Raw genomic sequence first — 18913 nt, 5'->3', positions numbered from 1 at the left:
TGCACTCAAATTAAGGTGCTTTTCCGCATCCTAGGGACGGAGTTGCATATGTTGCATTATTTATCTCCCCGCTAAACCGGCTTCGCCGGAGAGGTCAGACGTCAGCCGGAATCGATCTTGATATATTGCGAAAAACATACGAAAAAATCGTAGAAGTTACCAACTGAGAGTTTAAACGCCATACATGCCGTCATCTTTGAGGTGGCGGAAACATTCGGCGAGCTTCGCCCCGATGTCAATTTTTTGCAGAAAACGCTCAAAACGAATCAAACCGGCAAAGCTAGTCATTTTTTGTGATTCAAATCGTACCTGCTGGAAGATTTTGTGTCGCTTTCTTGTTGCGGAAATACTATTTATGATATTGAGCGTTTCCTTTGTTATGTGTCTTAACTTGTCAATTAAAAAAAATAAGTGGAAACACTCATTTCCTTTTGTAATCTCCCAAAAATGTGCCCGGCTGGACCTAACTGAATGATAGTTTTGCATGGGTGCAAAACCATATCTGTGAAAAGTGTGTGATTGGACGGCGACAATTATACTTACCCTTAACGACAATTAAAAGTTCCCATGAGGAGATTTATTAATATCCTGATTTAACAATGTCTTCAAAGGGGGGTGGGGGAAACCCCCTCTTCTGCTGCTTTTAAGCACTGAAGCTTGTTTTTAGGAGAGTCATTGCCTATGTTGGTCTTCAAGATGTAAATCGATTGTAAAAAGCCGCATGTGTCGAAGTGGCATGCGATGGTCACATTCCGAAGGACAGAAGATACTGGATATTCGCACAATTGTAAAATCAAATAGATGGGATGCGGCCTGGGATTGTTATAAATCATATGCTAAAGTCGCGTAAAATGGAGACTGCGCCCAGAAATACAAGAAATGCTCTTTTGGGAAATAATTTAAAATAAGTCTTGACAAAAGCCGTTTAGCATTGTAGATTTTTAGTGCTCATTTAATACTTTAAAAAGGATGCGATATGGAATTAACCGGTGCATTTAAAGCCTATGATGTATTTACACTTGAAGGGCAGCTCAAGATTGACAGCATTCCCCGTGTAAGCCCGAAACTCCAGTCTCATATTCTGTCAAACCCGGAAAAAGATTTGATTCTGGATCTTTCAAACACAGGTTTTGTAGATTCCAGCGCAATCCGTCTGCTGGTTAATCTGAAGAAAAAAAAAGAGGAGACCAACAGAAAACTGTATATCCTTTCTCCCTCCGAACGGGTCAGGGAAATGTTTCAAAGTGTTAATCTTACCAATGTAATGGACATTGTAGATTCGTGTGAGCAGGTTTATTCCCGGGCATTGGGGGCGCAGGTGAGAAAATACGAACCCTATACCCGTTCCGAACGAGAGTTTCGCCGTATGGATCTTTTCTGTCCTTCCTGCAGTTCATCTCATGTCGTTGGTTACAGTATTGATCCCTATGCCTGTGAATGGCAATGGAGCGAATGGAAATGGGAAGGCGACGAGCTTTTCCCTCATGCAACGTTAAAGGAAAGCGGTATTGAATTTGATTTCTTTGCTTTGCAACCAATCATCTGCCCCGAATGCTGGATTTGTTCTATCGAGCCCGATTGGTTCAGTGCCCGCAAGGATTCTGAAATAGCAATTCATTCCATACTTGAACCTTCTCAAATAAGCCGGCTGCAAAAAACACGAAAAGCGAGAAACGGCATAATGCAAACCGGGGCGGTGATAACCGACGCTTATTTTTCCCATCCACGAGATAATGAAGTCTGCTATCTGATTTATTGCCTTGCCGCAGATTGCGTCGAACGGGTTGAGACCTATAACAATTTTCATCGTGGATTTTACCACTATTGTGCTTCAAAATATGCGCACACCTCAAAAGTAAAGGATACCCTGAGTAAGGCCAGGACATGGCTTAAAAGCGCAATGGATGATGAAATGGCGTATAACAATTCCGAATATGCAAAAGTGCTTTTCATGATGATGAATATTGGTTATTATCTGGATAAAAAAAACGAATCCTATGCTGCATTCGACCGGCTTACCGATTTGACCAACAAAATTCAACCTGGAATGATGCCTTCCTACGATGATCCCCATTTCTGGTACACCCAGGCAAAACGAATATATGCGCGGAAAGAATCCGAATAAGATTCCAGGTCCCGGCTGATAATTCTTTTCCACCATATTTCCTGCATTGGTTGTGCGAGATATTTATTTTGTGGTCCGGCATTGTTGTTGCAATTAATCTGAATCGTTTTGTAATAATTGCGCGTAACTCGCAGGGAGGTACTATGCGAATCGTTGTCCTTTTATCGCTTTTGATCGTTAATCCGCGGCTTTTTGCCCAATCCGATTCTGCCGTGGAAAAGAATCCCGATCGCTGGCTTATGTCTACCAATACAAATCTGACCGTCAATCAGAATGCCTACAGTGAGAGCTGGATGGGGGGTGAGCAGAGCAATTTTTCATGGGCCGTTCATTTGAATGCAAAGGCTGAAAAGCAGTTTAATCCCCGGGTACACAATGAAAACACCTTGAAACTGGCCTTCGGCCAGACCCAGATCGGCGAGCAGGACTCAAGTGGTGAATGGCACTGGTCTCGCCCTCAGAAATCGACCGACCTTATCGATTTTGAATCGGTGTTGAAATTTACGCTGAAAACAGTGATCGATCCGTTCGTTGCCGGACGTCTGGTATCGCAGTTTTATGACCTCCGCGATCCTGTAAACGAACGGTACATAAATCCACTTGAGATTACCGAAAGCTTTGGTGTTGCACGGCAACTGCTTAAAAAAGAAGATGTTCTTACCTGGAATGGCCGATTAGGTGGCGCCGTAAGGCAGTATGTCGACCGGGATGCATGGAATACCGATCTTATCCCCACTCAAAAGAAAACCGAATTTACCAATGATGGCGGAATTGAACTGGTGACTGAACTCACGGCAAATAACAGAGAAAAATGGTGGGAGTTTTCAACCCTTTTGAGGGTCTATGAGGCCCTTCTTTATTCCGACAGCGATGAATATCGGAAATTAGCCGGGAAAGATCCCGACGATAACACCGAACCCGATGATTGGCGGTATCCTGATGTTAACTGGGAAAACAGCCTGAATATCAATTTCACAAAGTATATCATGCTCAATGTATACCTTCAATTGATATACGATCGAGATAAGCAACCGGATATGTACAAAAATAGTCCCCAGTTAAAAGAAACGATGTCCCTGGGGCTTACTTTTAATTTTAAGAACCATTAATGGGGATAATTTACCGGTTGTTCCATTTGTGCTGCTTTTTTCTTCCGAAACAGAGACGGTGTACCATAAATTCCAAAGAACAATTTAATTTGTTGCAGCATATCTATAAGCAATTGAAAAACTAAATTTTTATATTTCTATTCATACTACCCCTCTCAAGTATTTATATTTATGTGTAGAATACATTGGGGGGTATTCTTTTAGTGCGGCAAGAACAGACAAACTAAATTACTATTAAAGAAGGAGGTTGGTTATGCAACGGACGTTGCGTTTTGTGGTACCTTTGCTTGCATTTATTGTTTCATCATCCTTTGCTTCTATTAAGCTGCATATCGCCGGCACGTCAGAGCTTGAAGCCGCGCTGGGGAAGGGAAGCGATTCTTTATGGTTCAGAACCGCAGCCTACGACTCAATGTTGTCCGGCGCCGTTGAGGTTTCACCGGCCCTTGATGTCACCGACTCCGAGGCAATCTGGGCAGATTCGGTTTATACATCCGGTCCCAATGTCTACGCAAACAAGATGCCCAATCCCATGCAGTGGAAATTCGACAATTATCTCGTGGTTGGTGTTGCCGAAGATTTTCAGGTGCCCGAAGACGGCGAATATGTTTTTACCATCAAGGCTGATAATGGGTTGTTTATCGAAATCGACGGTCAGATTATCAGCGATAATCCTTCGGAAAATTTCATGTACGCTACTCTTGGTGAAGATTTAGATCCTGGACTGGGCGCCGATGGGATTCCCGCGGCTGAAGAATATCAGGCAACAGTAACTCTCACCGCCGGATCTCATGATTTTAAAATTTACTTCTGGGAAGGATCCAGCAATACAAAAGCCGAACTCTGGTGGAAAAAACCCGGTGAAACCGATTCGGTTGTCGTTCCGGCGTCGGCATTTCCTCCTCGACGGGATTTCTGTGAATTTGAGATTGAATGGATCGATCCGGAATGTGCGCCCGGTGATGACGATGTTCCTACCCCGCTCACCCTTCCTTTCCGGTACCCCCCAAAACCCTGTGTCGAACCGCCAGATACGATCTGGTATGTCTACGACTTCTTTGAAGAGGGCGGCACTCCCGACGGTGAGGACATCCGCACTACCGAAGCTGTCTACGAGACCACTTTTGTGACTTGCCAGGAGCAGGAAGTTGTTGAGTATGTCGTCTGGGCCGAAACCAACGACGGCAGACAGTCGCAGGTCTACGAAGGGTCATGTAACGTGATCTATGTTTATGGTCCCGATACGGCGGAGTGTGGGACCCACGCACTTGAGTGGGGCCTCAGTCAGGACGCTACACTGAAACTCGAGAAAGAAGCGAAAAGTCAGGTCTTTAACGTAAAAGGACAGCGGGTCAACGACAAGGTGTTGCTCGATGCAAACAAAACGCTTCCCGCCAGTGGTCAATATATCATCAAACAAGAGGCCGTTGATTCGAAGAAGGCCCGTCTGCGGAAAAAATCCGCCGTTAAATAGCGCCTCCTTAGTATGAGTAATCATTGAAGGCCCGGGATGTTTCGTCCCGGGCTTTTTTTACCCGTATTCCTTTCATTACACCCCGCCAATCATTGTGAATAAGGTTGCCGGCATGCTCCCGTGCGGGCTGTTTGAGTGGTAATTTCGATATTCGTTCCAGCCCCGCATCACGGAAATCTCAAAGGAGGAGTGCGCGGCGAGTCCCCTTCGACGACGTCCTCGAGCGTACTGCCGGTGATCGCATGAGAAGCCCTTCGGGGCAGGAGAACGAAAAATCAAAAAGAGCGGGCCCTACCTCCCCAGCACAATTTTTCGTGTCAGGGTAGTCGTTCCGGCTTTGACACGGAGCATGTAGATACCGGATGCCTGTCCTGCCGTGGTGATCATACAGCTGGTCTGGTTTCGTGCATCGACCCGTTGGGCCACCGAACCGTTAGGCCTGAGGAGCGTGACACTGAAATTCGAGCTGTAGTGAGGAACTGCCACTGAAATTCCATTATTCAAAGTGTTCACGGCAATTCGCTGGGGAAGTATTGATTTTTTCTTTTGAACGACATCCACGGCGTTTGTGAAAAGTTGTGACTGGGGTAATACCTGCTGTGGCTGGGTCTGGCTGTACCAGTCGACACTGAGATTTTTGCCCCCGGTGAATTCAATCCTAATAGGATAGGCCTGTCCTCCCTGGAGGGGAATAAAATCACCGAAATGTACCTTCTGATAGGTGGGAGCGGATTCGGTGAGGACCTGTGTATTGTCCACCCATATTTTTACTGTCCCGGTAGCATCGGCGCAGAAACGGTATTCTTCGGAAAAGAGGGGTACCACCCAGCCGGTCAGGCGGACATTGGTTTCCGAGGTCCAGTCGAGACCGGGGTAGGGTTCGACTTTTGTTTCGGTGGGAGTCCCTGTGAGGGCGCTCGTCGAATAGTATTCGGCAGTGAGGCCGTCGCCGTTCATGAAAAGATCTTCAAAATAGTGGATCAGATCGGGATCCCAGATTATTTCTTCGGGCCACTCATACTCACTGTTTTCCTGTCCCGGAGTATGCCAGGGAAAGTCGTCGAGTAACCCCGTCTCATCGATACTGAAGCCTCGGTTCTGAGCGATTCGTTGAGCAGCCGAGCGGGTAAAGGGAAGGGGCTGCCCGAAACCCTCGACATACCAGTTGACCATATCCAGGCAGTTATAGGCTGCGTTATCGGTGATTTCAGGGTTCGCGCCCGCATCGGGATAAATACAGTGGCGCTGAGAGAGACCGCAGAATCCCGCGGGGTCCTCGTGGGTATCCCCGCCCCTGCCGGCGCAGGTAATGTGATAGAGATCGTGAAACAGGTTGTTATCCAGGATATTCCCCCGGCTGGGATGCCAGCTCTCGTAGGCGCCAAGATCGACCGTCGAGTGGGTCACGTGGGAAATATCGTTATACCGCATGATGTTATTGTCGCACAGAAGCATTTGCTCGGTGACGTCTACCCCCCAGACGCCGGTCCGCTGTCCTTTCATCGACAAAGCATACCGGGGACCGTTACGGATCTCATTGTGCGTGATTTCATTATCGCCGCTCTGGTACAATCCAACGCCTGCAACACCACTGGAAAGTTTGCCGTAATTATGGATGTAATTGTTTGAAATGGTGTTAAAGCTGTTGATGTAATCCCAGGGGCCGGCGCTGACACAGTAGCTGGTGAGAAAGACCCCATGATGATTACATCCTTCAACCCAGCACCCATAGAGGGTGTTGTGTTTCGCATAGTAATTGAAGAGCACTCCCTGCGTACCGGCATTGAAAATTTTGCAGAATTTGACCGTGCAGTACTCGGCATTTTCAAAATGGACCAGTCCGTGGCGCATTTCATCGATTTCACAGTTGTTTTCGTGGTCCTCATCGCCGGGGGAAGATGGTGATGTCTTACTGGAATAGGCCTCGGCCGGTGAATTCGAAGTTGAAATGGTCAGATTCTCAAGTGAGATATACTTCACCGGATTCGAAGGTGAGCTTCCCCGGAATTCGATCGTACGTTTCATTGTGGCGCCCACGACAACCTGCTCTTCGATGGGGGTATTTTTAGGCCAATAGTAGACATAGCCGTCGTCGGAGATGGCCCATTCACCCGGTTGGTCGATAAAATCTATTGATCCTTCGGCCCAATACCTGGTCGTTGGGTTGGTGTTGGGCTCAACGGTAATGACCTTATTGGTATAATCGACATTACTGACAGGGCGGGCATCGGTGAACCATCCCGGACCAAAAACCAGACGGGCATGGCTGTATTCCCAATTGTCGGGAAACCATCCGTCTTGATACCGGAAATCGTTGTTTGTTCTGTTTGCCGGGGTTCCGTCGGGGTTAACATGAATGAGGGCGCCCCATCCATGACCTGTCGGGCGTGGGTCCCGGTGGTTGGGGTGACGGGCATGGGATGACCGTTTGCCGTTTTCCGAAAGGTTCCAGAATACCCAGTCGGGATCCGAAAGCGGGGCACGGTAAATAGTTCCGTTCAACGGAAACTGGGGAATACCCGGCGTCTTTCCTTCAATCTGTTCATAAACTTCCCACCCGGTAATTCGTTTGCCGCCATAGATAACGGCTTCTTCACCGTCGGCGCTTTTCCACAGAACCGGATTCTGTTCGGCGCCTGCATCATTTTCATCGAAACGAAGGGTGCTGTCGAGATAATAGTTTCCCTCCCGAAGGATCACGGTCTTTGCTTCGCCGCCAATATTTCTGCAGGCCTGTTGGGCCTGATGCAGGGTCTTGAAGGGGCTCGATTGCGAACCGTCATTGGAATCGTCGCCGTCGGGAGAAACATAAAAGGTAGCCGACCAGGCGACTGAAAGGAACAGAAAAACATTGATAAGGCACTTCATAAAGCCTCCTCGATACAAATTGAGAGATAATAAATTGCCTGATTGAATAGTGGGCTCAAGAAAAATTGTGTGTTCGAAACCGTAGGGTGAAAAAAGAAAGGAGTGAAAATCCAGACGGCCCTTTTACTGAACACGATACCCCGGTTTATCCACTTTTGCTGAAAGTCTTCCTTTTACCTCACTCTATATAATCTAATACAAAACCGGCAAAAATTCAGCCGAAATGGAAAAAAGTCAAAATTGTACGTCAAAGCGTATCATGTAATTGAGGGAAGTTCCGGCTTCGCTTTCGATACCTTGAATATAGAGATGAGTATCGACATTCTGGAGGATGTCGTAATAATAGTTTATGGTACCGATTAATCGACGGTCGGTTATGTTGCCGATTATACTCGCCGAGAGGTTCATGATATCGTTGATCACATATTGAGTGGAGCCGAAGATAGTATGGTTTCCCCAGAGATATTCGTTGTAACCGGGTTCTTTGTACAGATATTCCCCCACAAATATCCAGCGATCGTCGATCGAGTAATCCAAGCCAAACATTCCTTCGAAGAACTCGGTTTTCCGGTCATGGTCATAGTGCACGACAGCTTCACCATAGGCGCCGGTGATGATATCTCCCTTGAAGGCAAATCCCGCGGTGGTTTCGGTGGTTTTAAAAGGGGAATCACCTGCGTCTTTATGGAGCCCGATCAGGCTGAGGTCAAAATCCGCCAGGGTACCGAAAATTTTAATTGCTCCTGAATAAGAGTTGTCAAATTGGGGTATTCCCGCCACGATGTCGCAGCCGGAAAGGGGACCGAAGGGAAACCGGAAGGTGACAATATCGCTTCCGGAGCGGCGGAAATCCAGATCGGTAATATCGACCGTTGAAAAAATATCCACGGGAGAGAAAAGTGTTCCCTTTCCGAAATTGATTATCTGACGGCCGATAGTTATGTCGACAAAGGGAAGGTAAAAGGAGAGTGAGAGTTTTCTGAAATCGAGGAGGACCGGCGTTCCTCTGAGCGAAAAGAGGCTCACCATGCTCCGGGTGGCGCTGTCGGAAACCGATTCCGTCGGGAGCAGGCCGCTCAATTGTTCTCCCGCAGTGCCGTAGGGGATAATCAGATCGAGAAGCCCTTCGACTTTGCCGAATCTTCGATTACGATTTTTAAACGAGAGTGACAGGGTCGAAAATCCCGTGAAATCGAACTCATCGGTCCCGGGTTCATTGTAATGCTGGACAATCCCAAGATCCGAGTACATGGAACCGTGAAATTCCAGCCCCGATTTCTCAGCAGCACCGGCAAAACAGGCTGCTGAAAGAACTACTGCCACCCTAAGCAATCTTTTTTTCATTGTATCTACCATCATCATCCATCCTTCACCTATCGTCGCAAATACCGCATCGAAAAGGTCGACTCATTCATAGGTTTATCGAATTCAATGTTCCTCATGGTAAATATTGTCTTGCTGTTTTTGCGCAGCTTGTTAACCATCTCGACCTTGACCGGAAAATCCCGATCGCCGATTTTCTTTATCTCCAGGGTTCTGGAGGTTTTGAGCAGTTTCCCGCTTTTGGCATACATCTCTTCCTTGATCTGCACAAAATTCGACTTTGTCACCCACATTTTGCGCTTGAAATAGGGGACATCCTTGACCTTGGCGTCGAGTTTTATCACATAGCAGTCGTAGCCGTCGATTGTTTCTTCCCCCACACGCTGAATGTCGTATTTATCTGAGAGTTTGTCGGATTCCAGCGCGTCTTCATAAGAGACGTCCGAACCCATCATCCCTTCCTTGAGCATGTGTCCCGATATCTTGACTACATCTTCCTCCTCGGGAAAATAGATCCAGAGCTTATCGTCGATCATGAGGTATTTGGTCCCTTCATCGGCGGGGTTGAGGAATGTGACGATCGCCTTTTCCTTTTTACCGGCCATCGCTTTGGCCGACATTTGTTTAGTCCGCACTTCATCGTCGATATGGATCTCCATGATTCCTTTGTAGGAAATCGTTGTGTGGTTCCGGTTTTGGTCCATTTTTTCGAGGATCTCCTCGCCCGTCAACGCAAAAGAGGGCGCGGCGGCGATGAGAGCGACAAGCATCAGATTTCGTATCATGGTAAACTCCTTGTGGTTGGTAAATTCCAAATATCAGATTTCAAATAACACCTGTGGAAACCAAAACGACTCATGGCTTTGAAAGCCATGCCACGCATGATAGTTATAGCAACTCATGGTCCCCTATACGCTCTTAATCGCATCCACCGCATTCATCCTCGATGCTCTCCATGAGGGGAGTACCGACACGGCCGCCGACACGATAATACCGATCATGAGAACGTAGACAACACTCAGGGGGCTGATATCGAAATAGAGCACCGAATCCATGGGAAAGTTGAAACCGCCCATCATGGAAGACATATCAAGGCCCTTGAATGCAAACCAGGTATTGATTGCCATACCTACCACCATTCCCACGAGACTACCGATAAGACCAAGAATCATGCCTTCACAGAGAAACAGTAGCATGACTTCTCTGTTGGTTATTCCCATCGATTTGAGAATACCGATCTCCTTGCGGCGTTCCAGAACAACCATCATCATGATATTGGTGATAATAAATGCTCCTAAAAAGGCGATAAAGAAATAGACATAGTTATAGATAGCCGAAGACATTTTTACCATGGCGCCCCACTCACCGTTTTCGGTCCATGAGACGACCGAGAGGTTGTCGCGGTTGGAGAGAAGGTTTCTGATATTTGCGGCGACGGCCTCCGATTTTTTATAATCTTTGAGCATGATGACTATTTGCTGGGTAGCGCCTCCTGTGCGGAGTAGTTTTTTGGCGTCATCAAGCGGTATCTGGAAAATCCGGTCGTCGAGCATGTTAAGGCCGGTCTGGAAGAGCCCCACCACGGTGAATTTGCGGAGGTGAAGGGCATAATCGGCGCCGCGGGTCATGACTTTGAGGGTGTCGCCGACACTCAGGTTGAGGGCCCCGGCAATCCCGGTTCCCACGATGGTTTCCCGCTCATTTTTAATATAGCGGCCGTCGCCGATAATGGAATTCTGCAGAAGAAGCAGTTCCTTTTCCACCTCCGGATCGCCGGCAAGCCCCACGGCACTTTTGTTAAGCCCCCTGTTATTGAGAAGAACACCGATATTAATGCGTTCGGTGATAATGTCCAATTTATTGCCTGTTTGGGGATCATTTTTGATCTTTTTGATAATTGTACCGGGGGCCGAAATATTTTCGGTCACCGGAAAAAATCGGGATTTTTCCTGAAACCCGGTGGTGGTTATGCGGATATGCCCGGTTTCATTCTTGGTCGAATTCTTAACAATCGACTGTATGACTCCTCCGGCAAAACCCCGGAAAAAGGTGACCGCGGCTATGGAAATTGCCACCGACGTAAAGGCCAGGATCGACCGCCGGCGGTTACGGTTGATATTGCGGAAAGCCATCTTGAGCAGGTACAACATTTGATGTTCCTTATCTATTAAACTCCAAAGGTGATATACAAACCAGGTCCTGCGCTCCGCTGGAGCGTAGCGGAAGTCTCCCTCCGCAGGAACCCCCGATCCCTCTCATCGTTACACAAACCTCAAGGCATGGGTGACTTCCATGGATGCCGCTTTTCCGGCCGGGGGAATGCTCGCTATAAGCGCAGTGACCAGGCCAAAGAAAAATGAGCCGATAATAAGCGGGACATTCCATTCCCCGTAGATTGTGCCCCAGACAGGGAAGCCGGTGGTATCGACGGCCATGTCACCATACAGTTTATCCAGGGGCCAACCCCAGGTTGACAGATATACTACGGTAATACATCCCAGTATCACCCCGGCGAGGCTGCCGATAAAGCCAATAATAACGCCTTCGAGCATAAACATATGCATAACCCGATCACCTTCAAATCCAAGGGCGCGCAATACGCCGATCTCGCGAATGCGCTCATACACGCTCATGAGGACCGAGTTGACAATACCTACTCCGGCGATCAGCAGGAAAACCAGCGTCATTCCCGCCCCCCACAGCCGTTTCTGACGGGCAAGTTCCAGCACCCCCGCGCCCAGTTCGGCAAAGGTATAGGTGGTCAGTGAGGGAAATTCGGTCTCCACAATCTGCCGGACTTCTTTCATGTCGGTCAGAAGATTCTTGAAGTTGACCCGCCGTTTAAGCCCGACATTCAGTTCGGTGACCGTGTTTTCGAGGTCTAAGAAGGTATTTGCGGCGTCGTAGGTGATAAAGACGGCGTTTTTATTCAGTTCCGGATCGGTCGTGTTGTAAAGGCCGACTATTTTGAAATCATCGGCGTTACGGGTATCGTATTTCGTGAGTCCGTAGAGGGTAATGAAATCACCGGGTTTGACATTCAGGTCCCCGGCAAGGGTCTTTCCAAGTATGATCTCCTGTTGGTTGTTTTCCGAGAAATACTCACCTTCAAGGTACGGATTCAGCGAAAACACGGCGGTGTCGCTGTGAGGGGCAATCACCGTTCCCGCCACCGGGATCGATTCTTCGTAGTTTGAGAGTTCTCCCAGGAATTGTGTGCGGGGAGTAATTGCCTCGACTCTGTCGTGGTCCTGAATAGCCTGTTTGATCTGATCTCCGACTTGAATACCGTATTCGAGAGGAAAAGATTCTCTGTTTTTGTCATACTTTTGGGTATGTATCTTTACCGCCGAAGTCGAGAGGGTGATCATGTTGTCGATCGATCCCCGGTCGAGTCCGGCCATGAGGGAATCCATGAAGATATACATCCATAACCCGAAAGAGATGATAATACCGGTCAGGATTGTCCGTCGTTTGTGGCGGAGAAGATTGCGGAATGCGATAATAAGGAGCGATTTCATGCCCTATCTCCTTTCATCCGAGGTAATGAGGCCGTCTTTGAGAACGACTTCCCTTTGCGCATGTTTTTGCATCCTGAGATCGTGGGTGGAGAAGACGAAGGTTGTTTGGCGTTCCCGGTTGATTTTCTGCATGAGGGCGATAATTTCTTCGGCTGTTACGGTGTCGAGATTAGCGGTAGGTTCATCGGCAAGCACCACCAGCGGATCTTTGACCAGGGCCCGGGCAATAGCCACTCGCTGCTCCTGGCCGCCCGAAATCTCGCGGGGGAGACGATGTGCCATGGAAGCCAGCCCGACAGCATCGATGATTTCACGGGCCTTGCGGGCCATTGCGGCCTTGCTCAACTTCTTTTCGATCACCATGGGGAGTTCGACATTCTCCTTCACTGTCAGCACCGGAATGAGATTGTAAGACTGGAATATGAATCCGATATTGTCCCTTCGGTACCAAGACAGCTCCTTGTCGGTGAGGGCGCCCAAAGGGCGGTGGTCGTATTCCATGGTTCCCGATGTCGGCGTATCGAGGCAGCCTACAATATTGAGCAGGGTGGTTTTACCGCTGCCCGAGGGACCGACAATCGCGCAGAAATCGCCCCGGTTGATCGACAGATCAACTCCCCGGAGGGCATGAACTTCCCGTTCCCCTTTGTGAAAGGACTTCCTGATTTCCTGCAATTCCAAGAAAGCCATCATAAACTCCTGTTCCTTTATTTCAGGTTTTTTATCAACTGTTCCATTTCGCCGAGATATCTTTTTAACGCGCCTGTTCCCTGTGGCGTTATTTTTGCGGTCGTTAAGGGTTTGTCGTCAACGAATTTTTTCGTTATCTTTACATATCCTGCATTTTTCAGCGTTTTCAACTGTATTGAAAGGTTGCCGGAGGTGAGTTCAAGGCTTTCTTTCAATCGGGTAAAGGAAAGCGAACCGCTTTCGCTTCCGGCAAGACTCGTGAGAATCAGAAGCCGCGAGCGTTCGTGTATAATTTTGTCGTTCAAAGATGGTTGTGAATCATTGGATGCCACGTCTTACTCCCCACGAGGTGTCGTTGTCCATGATGCAATCCCGAAAATTATTAATCCCATCCCTACAGAATAGGAGAGATTAATAAACGGCGACACGTGCGAAAGCAGGAGCGAAATCGCTCCGGTAATCATCATCCAGTATCCCCCCACATAAAATTGCTTTGTCCTGAATAGAGAGCCGTAGGCATTCCAGAGTATTCCCACGCCGATTGAAATAATCGGAACCGATAGTTCAGGATGCCCCTGCGCAATGGAATAAAATGTCAGAAAGAGCATTAATAGTCCAACGGGAATATGGAGCGAGATAAGTATCTGAGAGGCGTGAAGCTCTTTGAAAAGGCCCCAGCCCGTAATAGCAGGCTCCACCGCTCTTGCCGAGCGGGTGAACTGTATCCATTTGTAGGTACCGGTTATAATGATAAACAGTCCGATGAGCGAAAAAAGAAAAATCTTCGTACCCCCGGCAAGGGCGTCGAAGCTTCCGGCCTGCCGGATAAAATAGTCGAACAGAAGGCTTATCAGGATAATGGCGATTCCACCGAAAAGCGAGAGGAGCCAAAATGCCTTGTCCAGGGCTATCTGCTGAAGAACCGGGGTGTTTTTTTGTATCGCCTTTTTTATTAAAGCGAGGTCTTCAAGTAGCTCATTGGCCTGCTTTTCGTTGATGTGGGTCATAGTGTCTCCGCGTATTTAAACAAGTTTATATCATAAACCTGTTAATAATATACCACAATTTCTGAGAATTGTCAACACCTTTGTTGCCGGGACGGGTATTTGTCTGTCTGTTTTTATGGCCTGTTATTTGCTCTCTTTGTTTTCAGGAGATGTGTTTTTGATTACCTGTCGAGGAACGACCTATTTTGGTGGTATACATCGATGTTATCACTACTTTTCAAATAAAGGATTTAACTATGGACCAGGCACATGAAACAGCTCATCGGAACGGGCGATTTGCCCTTTTATTTATAGGAATCGGCGGTTTGCTGGCCCTTGAAAGTTTCACCGACCTTTCATTTATTCATAAATTATGGCCCCTTTTGATTACCATGCTCGGAATAGGTTTCATCGGCATATTCAAGGCCAGGGGGAGGCGTGAAGTCGTCTATCTGATACCGGGAGTTTACCTGATCTGTTTCAGTATTCTTGCATTATTTGCAAATTTTTACTCCTGGTCGATTCTTACCCGGACATGGCCGCTGTTCATCGCCTTTTTAGGGCTGTCCTTTTTTCTCTCCTTTCTTTTTGCCCGGCAGCGGGCATTATATTTGTTGACCGGCTTGATGCTTGTTTCGATTTCTTCGGTCTTTTTCCTGGTTTTTTCGATCAGCGGGCAGTTATGGTGGACCATTTTCATTCTTGCCGGCATGAGTATCCTTATATCTGAGAGGGCCCGATGAATCCGCGTACAAAGAAATCTGTTGTTTTTATCGAGCCGGCCGGAAGCGAAGCGAATGTCTTTGAAAATTATATGCGTCTTCCCCTGACCGGGTGCCTGTATCTGGGTACCATTCTGCATAATGCCGGATATCCGGTCAGAATATATAATGAAAACATTTTGTCGCAAAAAATCGATCCCTTTGCGATCCAGGCCGATGTATACTGTATCTCCGCCTTGACTGTCAGCGCAAACAGGGCCAAGCATCTCGCCAACCAGATCAGAAAAGTATATCCCCACGCCAAAATCCTTATCGGAGGCATTCATGCATCATTGCTTCCCCGGGAGTTTGTGGACTGTGCGGACCATGTAATCCAGGGAGAAGCAGAAGCAAATATTGTCGATATTATTGAAGGGGCCTATGAGGAGACAATCATTCAGGGGAAGGCGATCGAAAACATCGAAAACCTCCCGCTTATCGAGTATTCCCTTTTGGAGGGGGTGGAAACGATGAGCATCATTCCGATCATGACCTCACGGGGCTGTCCCTTTGATTGTAATTTCTGCACGGTCACCAAGATTTTCGGCAAGAAATTCCGGATGCAGTCGGCGGAGCGGATCGTCGAGGAAATCAAGCATGCCCTGAAGTTCTTTAAAACGCGGGATATTTTTTTCTATGATGATAATTTTTCGGCAAACAAGAAGCGTGTCGAACGCCTCTGCGATCTGATCGAGCAGGAAAAACTCGACATTTCCTGGACTGCCCAGGTACGCTCGGATATTTCCAAAAGTCCCGAGCTGATCGGCAGGATGGAACGGACCGGATGCCGATTCTTTTTTATCGGATTCGAATCGATCAACGATGCGACCTTGAAGGCACTGCATAAATCGCAGACAAAAAGTGATATCGAAAAGGCAATCGACATTATTCATAAAAAAGGAATAAGCATCCATGGTATGTTCATGTTTGGTGAAGACAACGATACGCCCGCCACGATTCACGAAACAGTCGATTTTGCCATTCACCATCATATCGACACCGTGCAATTCATGATCCTGACCCCATTCCCCGGTACGCAGGTGTATGAAAAAATTGAAAACGAGAACCGCCTCTACCATACCCGATGGGAATTTTTCAATGGTATGTACCTGGTGTTTCAGCCAAAGTCGATGAGTGCCTCCGTTCTTCAGAAGGAAGTGCTTATTGCATACAGGAAATTCTATTCCCTTCCACGGGTAATGATGGAGGGGTTGAAGCAATTGGCCAATGTTGTTCTCGATGCCCTTGTCTGGGATTTTCAGCGGGTTTTGCGGTATGGCTTTTTCAGTCTGATGGTCAAGGCGGGCGGGACCTTTCTGGTAAAGCAGTATATCACGATTTATGAAGAGTATATTCAATTTCTTGAAGATATACGGAAACCTTCATAGATATTTGTTTTGTAAATAAGCAACATTTTCATTGCAGAGCTGTGCTATTCGGCGGGAATAAATAATCCCTTTGGAATACGCAAAAAGAATAATTTTTAACAGTATCCCTGGATCATATGCCGGCCCTCCGGTTTCATCGTTCCGGTACCGATCATCGAATACAGACATGTCCAGGGAATCAATTACATCACTCAGCGTATGCTCGAATGTCCCGGGAAGAACCTGCCGATCATATGATATCGCCACCATCTTCGTTTGCTCGTATGAATAATCCTTATAGTGTGCCATAATTCCACCTTTCCTTATACATTGCAATAATACAAGGAAAAAAAGTTTTGTTTACAATAGAAAGTTAAATATATATGGGCTTTTTCTACAGTCTCGTTGTTTGTCTTTTGCCGGCCAGATCATTTTTTGCTACCATGTTTTCGCAATTCTGCGCGCGCTCTTTCTCTTCCAAAGGCTACAATTCATTCAAAAAAATGGGCTGGCCGGCTATTGCAGCAACAACTAGTAAATATCGAAATTCCCTAAAGTTCAAAATTTTCCAAAAAACCTCCAAAAAACTTCGGCATGAATGGACACAGGGCCTTCAATCCCGAAGTTTTATTTCATTATGAGCGCTTTGGAATGAGGGTTGAGCAGAGGAGCAGGTCAGGACCAGAGCGCGGTATTAAAAGTGATCATTGTCAACTAAAAGAAATATACTAAAAGCCCTTTACGAATCAAACAAAATCAGCAAAATGGAGTGGATTATTTCCCGATTACATAAGTATAGAACGCCGATGACGCTAATGGGGCTGATTATCGCTGATTTTCCGGCATTTTTATTTTTCCGACCGGCGAATATCGGCAGGATCGGCGTAATCAGCGTTCTATTTTGGATAAGGCTGTTGTTTTAAGAATGCGGTAGTGGTGGTCTGCCCAAAAACCACCCGCAATCCGAAATCCATACAGTAACAATGCTCCGGCAACAAAAATATCGCTCTGACAGAAAGAGAAGGTGCTCTGACAACGAAAAACATGCTCTGACAATATCAAAAATTGCTCTGACAATATTAAAAACATCTCTGGCAGTATTAAAAATTGCTCTGACAAGCATGTTTTTGTTTGAAAATGAAATAATCAGCGGAAAATTTAATTATGAAAAGGGCAAATAATATCAAAAAGGGCGTTTTTTTATTGTGTAAGAGCATTGTTGCGGGTTGTAAGAGGTTTTTGCAGCTTGATTAACAGTGCCGGAAAAACCGGCACTGTATTATTGTTACTCTGCAACAGCCGTTTCTTGACTTATCTGGTTTTTAGACCCACTGAAATATGAACTTGCATAATTACTGTTATAATAATCCTGCATATCAAAAAAAGCCGCGGCTGCAAATTGTTTGATATGCGACTGGGCATTGAGACATAAGGTCAGAAGCCGGTTCTTGCGGTCGACTGCTTCATTCTGCGGTACACCACTTTGAACAACATAGCCTTTTTGTTTCAAAAGCGAAACCGCACGAGCAACAGCATCATTCATATACGACTCATCAATTGCCACACCGCCGGGTTTTATTTCCGCTGCATATTCCGGAAAATCCTTAATAAGCGAAACAAAACCGATATTGTCGGTAAGCGTATCAACAATTCCGTCACCCTTCTGAATATTCCGGTAATTCTGCAATGCCCTGCCGTCATCGCTTTTTTCGGTTATATATCCCGCAACAACCGCAAGACGACGGCGGTCCATTTCCGCCTGCGCAAGCAGCCGGTCGAATTCCGACCGCTTTTCCGGCGAATCGGGGGTCACACCCAACCGTTCACCATAAGCAATCGACAACATCTCCAGATAACCACGATACTTCTCCATAACCGACCAGTCAAAACCCGAAGCAACAAGAGCATCACGGTCTTCATCCGCCTGAGCGAGTAAAGCACTGTACTCGCCGATAAACTTATTCATGCCCATGCCCGCCCGACGGTACTTGTCCGGCGAAAGTGCAGCAGCTTCCTGCTCAATCTCATTCCTCAACTCTTCTGAAACAGCCATAATGGCTCCTTTCTGTGAAAAGAAATAATATGAAATGATGGAGTAATGGAATAGTGGAATACCGGAGTGATAGGGTTACAAAGCCCAATACTCCAGTACTCCAAAACCCCAATTCTTTTTCGCTACTGGATTGAAATGATTACTGTTTGTTCTGTTTGATTAAGAATTGCACCAGTTGCGGTAAAAATAACTATACGCGCCACAAGGGCGTATATATGATGTCAATCATGAAGAAAACCGTGTTCCTACAGCACCACTCGATTATAATCCTGACGGCTTCCACTAAATCAACCTTATTTCAATATGTAAATAATAGTAAATGCAAAATGTAAAAGCAAGAACTTTTTTGAAAAAATTTCATTTTTTTATTGCCGGCGAAGTGAAGTTTACAATTTAAAGGAAGGGGGTGCAAAACGATATTTTTCCGGTATTTCCCGGCTTAAAAACTTTTGAGTTGCAAAATGCTTTCAGTCTTTTCCAAAATAGAACGCTAATTACGCTGATCAGAAAGTTAAAAATATCAGTATAATCGGCCAAATTGGTGTCATCGGCGTTCTATAATCAGAATAATTGTATATCGTAAACTTCATTCCTGTTTTTGTGAAATAATTGCGCATTTATGATTCACTGATCAAT

Annotated in this window: 15 protein-coding genes; 5 read left to right on the top strand and 10 right to left on the bottom strand. The window is 46.6% G+C overall.

The genetic code is table 11. The features are described 5' to 3' along the window. Positions 1-976 precede the first annotated feature (976 nt). The 3 genes from GF401_07860 to GF401_07850 all read left to right on the top strand — a co-directional run bounded on the left by GF401_07860 (position 977) and on the right by GF401_07850 (position 4708). Positions 977-2125 carry an STAS domain-containing protein gene (locus tag GF401_07860; GenBank protein MBD3344962.1) on the top strand — a complete coding sequence of 383 codons (1149 nt, stop codon included), beginning with the start codon at positions 977-979 and terminating at the stop codon, positions 2123-2125. A 143-nt stretch (positions 2126-2268) separates the two neighbouring features. After that, positions 2269-3234 carry a DUF3078 domain-containing protein gene (locus tag GF401_07855; protein MBD3344961.1) on the top strand — a complete coding sequence of 322 codons (966 nt, stop codon included), beginning with the start codon at positions 2269-2271 and terminating at the stop codon, positions 3232-3234. Positions 3235-3487: 253 nt separating this feature from the next. After that, the gene (locus GF401_07850; protein MBD3344960.1) at positions 3488-4708 is read left to right on the top strand and encodes a hypothetical protein; all 1221 of its coding nucleotides are present in this window, start codon (positions 3488-3490) and stop codon (positions 4706-4708) included. Positions 4709-4999: 291 nt separating this feature from the next. On the opposite strand, the gene GF401_07845 is transcribed toward GF401_07850, so the two are convergent. From GF401_07845 to GF401_07810, 8 genes are all read right to left on the bottom strand, one after another. Continuing rightward, positions 5000-7576, bottom strand: a complete 2577-nt coding sequence (locus GF401_07845; GenBank protein MBD3344959.1) for a hypothetical protein — start codon at positions 7574-7576, stop codon at positions 5000-5002. Between the two features lie 234 nt (positions 7577-7810). Beyond that, a complete protein-coding gene (locus GF401_07840) occupies positions 7811-8920 on the bottom strand; it encodes a hypothetical protein (GenBank protein MBD3344958.1) in 1110 nt (369 codons plus the stop codon). 29 nt (positions 8921-8949) lie between these two features. After that, positions 8950-9684: an outer membrane lipoprotein-sorting protein gene (locus GF401_07835; protein MBD3344957.1), complete on the bottom strand. Its 735-nt coding sequence runs from the start codon at positions 9682-9684 to the stop codon at positions 8950-8952. A gap of 123 nt (positions 9685-9807) precedes the next feature. Beyond that, positions 9808-11049 carry an FtsX-like permease family protein gene (locus GF401_07830; GenBank protein ID MBD3344956.1) on the bottom strand — a complete coding sequence of 414 codons (1242 nt, stop codon included), beginning with the start codon at positions 11047-11049 and terminating at the stop codon, positions 9808-9810. A 111-nt stretch (positions 11050-11160) separates the two neighbouring features. Further along, a complete protein-coding gene (locus GF401_07825; GenBank protein ID MBD3344955.1) occupies positions 11161-12420 on the bottom strand; it encodes an FtsX-like permease family protein in 1260 nt (419 codons plus the stop codon). 3 nt (positions 12421-12423) lie between these two features. Further along, positions 12424-13110, bottom strand: coding sequence for an ATP-binding cassette domain-containing protein (locus tag GF401_07820; protein MBD3344954.1), 687 nt, complete (start codon positions 13108-13110; stop codon positions 12424-12426). A 17-nt stretch (positions 13111-13127) separates the two neighbouring features. Continuing rightward, on the bottom strand, positions 13128-13415 hold the full coding sequence (locus GF401_07815; GenBank protein ID MBD3344953.1) for an ArsR family transcriptional regulator: 288 nt from the start codon (positions 13413-13415) through the stop codon (positions 13128-13130). A 30-nt stretch (positions 13416-13445) separates the two neighbouring features. Beyond that, positions 13446-14117, bottom strand: coding sequence for a hypothetical protein (locus tag GF401_07810; GenBank protein ID MBD3344952.1), 672 nt, complete (start codon positions 14115-14117; stop codon positions 13446-13448). 236 nt (positions 14118-14353) lie between these two features. Between GF401_07810 and GF401_07805 the strand changes: the two genes are divergently transcribed. Both GF401_07805 and GF401_07800 read left to right on the top strand, forming a co-directional pair. After that, entirely contained in the window at positions 14354-14839 is a 486-nt protein-coding gene (locus GF401_07805) for a hypothetical protein (protein MBD3344951.1), read from the top strand. Then, positions 14836-16245 carry a radical SAM protein gene (locus tag GF401_07800; GenBank protein MBD3344950.1) on the top strand — a complete coding sequence of 470 codons (1410 nt, stop codon included), beginning with the start codon at positions 14836-14838 and terminating at the stop codon, positions 16243-16245. Before GF401_07805 ends, GF401_07800 begins: the two co-directional genes overlap by 4 nt. Here GF401_07800 and GF401_07795 read toward each other — a convergent pair. Both GF401_07795 and GF401_07790 read right to left on the bottom strand, forming a co-directional pair. Further along, positions 16240-16533, bottom strand: coding sequence for a hypothetical protein (locus GF401_07795; GenBank protein ID MBD3344949.1), 294 nt, complete (start codon positions 16531-16533; stop codon positions 16240-16242). The two genes, GF401_07800 and GF401_07795, sit on opposite strands and share 6 nt — an antisense overlap. A 976-nt stretch (positions 16534-17509) precedes the next feature. Then, positions 17510-18277 carry a hypothetical protein gene (locus tag GF401_07790; protein ID MBD3344948.1) on the bottom strand — a complete coding sequence of 256 codons (768 nt, stop codon included), beginning with the start codon at positions 18275-18277 and terminating at the stop codon, positions 17510-17512. Positions 18278-18913: the final 636 nt, after the last annotated feature.

The organism is Chitinivibrionales bacterium, from assembly GCA_014728215.1.
GTDB lineage: Bacteria > Fibrobacterota > Chitinivibrionia > Chitinivibrionales > WJKA01 > WJKA01.
Note: the sequence above shows the minus strand (reverse complement) of the source record. Positions and strands in the feature narration are given on the sequence as shown.

Excerpts from the sequence above, each read along its gene's own strand:
- GF401_07860 (MBD3344962.1), top strand. The coding sequence starts at position 977 with ATGGAATTAACCGGTGCATTTAAAGCCTATGATGTATTTACACTTGAA.
- GF401_07855 (MBD3344961.1), top strand. The coding sequence starts at position 2,269 with ATGCGAATCGTTGTCCTTTTATCGCTTTTGATCGTTAATCCGCGGCTT.
- GF401_07850 (MBD3344960.1), top strand. The coding sequence starts at position 3,488 with ATGCAACGGACGTTGCGTTTTGTGGTACCTTTGCTTGCATTTATTGTT.
- GF401_07845 (MBD3344959.1), bottom strand. The coding sequence starts at position 7,576 with ATGAAGTGCCTTATCAATGTTTTTCTGTTCCTTTCAGTCGCCTGGTCG.
- GF401_07840 (MBD3344958.1), bottom strand. The coding sequence starts at position 8,920 with ATGAAAAAAAGATTGCTTAGGGTGGCAGTAGTTCTTTCAGCAGCCTGT.
- GF401_07835 (MBD3344957.1), bottom strand. The coding sequence starts at position 9,684 with ATGATACGAAATCTGATGCTTGTCGCTCTCATCGCCGCCGCGCCCTCT.
- GF401_07830 (MBD3344956.1), bottom strand. The coding sequence starts at position 11,049 with ATGTTGTACCTGCTCAAGATGGCTTTCCGCAATATCAACCGTAACCGC.
- GF401_07825 (MBD3344955.1), bottom strand. The coding sequence starts at position 12,420 with ATGAAATCGCTCCTTATTATCGCATTCCGCAATCTTCTCCGCCACAAA.
- GF401_07820 (MBD3344954.1), bottom strand. The coding sequence starts at position 13,110 with ATGGCTTTCTTGGAATTGCAGGAAATCAGGAAGTCCTTTCACAAAGGG.
- GF401_07810 (MBD3344952.1), bottom strand. The coding sequence starts at position 14,117 with ATGACCCACATCAACGAAAAGCAGGCCAATGAGCTACTTGAAGACCTC.
- GF401_07805 (MBD3344951.1), top strand. The coding sequence starts at position 14,354 with ATGGACCAGGCACATGAAACAGCTCATCGGAACGGGCGATTTGCCCTT.
- GF401_07800 (MBD3344950.1), top strand. The coding sequence starts at position 14,836 with ATGAATCCGCGTACAAAGAAATCTGTTGTTTTTATCGAGCCGGCCGGA.
- GF401_07795 (MBD3344949.1), bottom strand. The coding sequence starts at position 16,533 with ATGGCACACTATAAGGATTATTCATACGAGCAAACGAAGATGGTGGCG.
- GF401_07790 (MBD3344948.1), bottom strand. The coding sequence starts at position 18,277 with ATGGCTGTTTCAGAAGAGTTGAGGAATGAGATTGAGCAGGAAGCTGCT.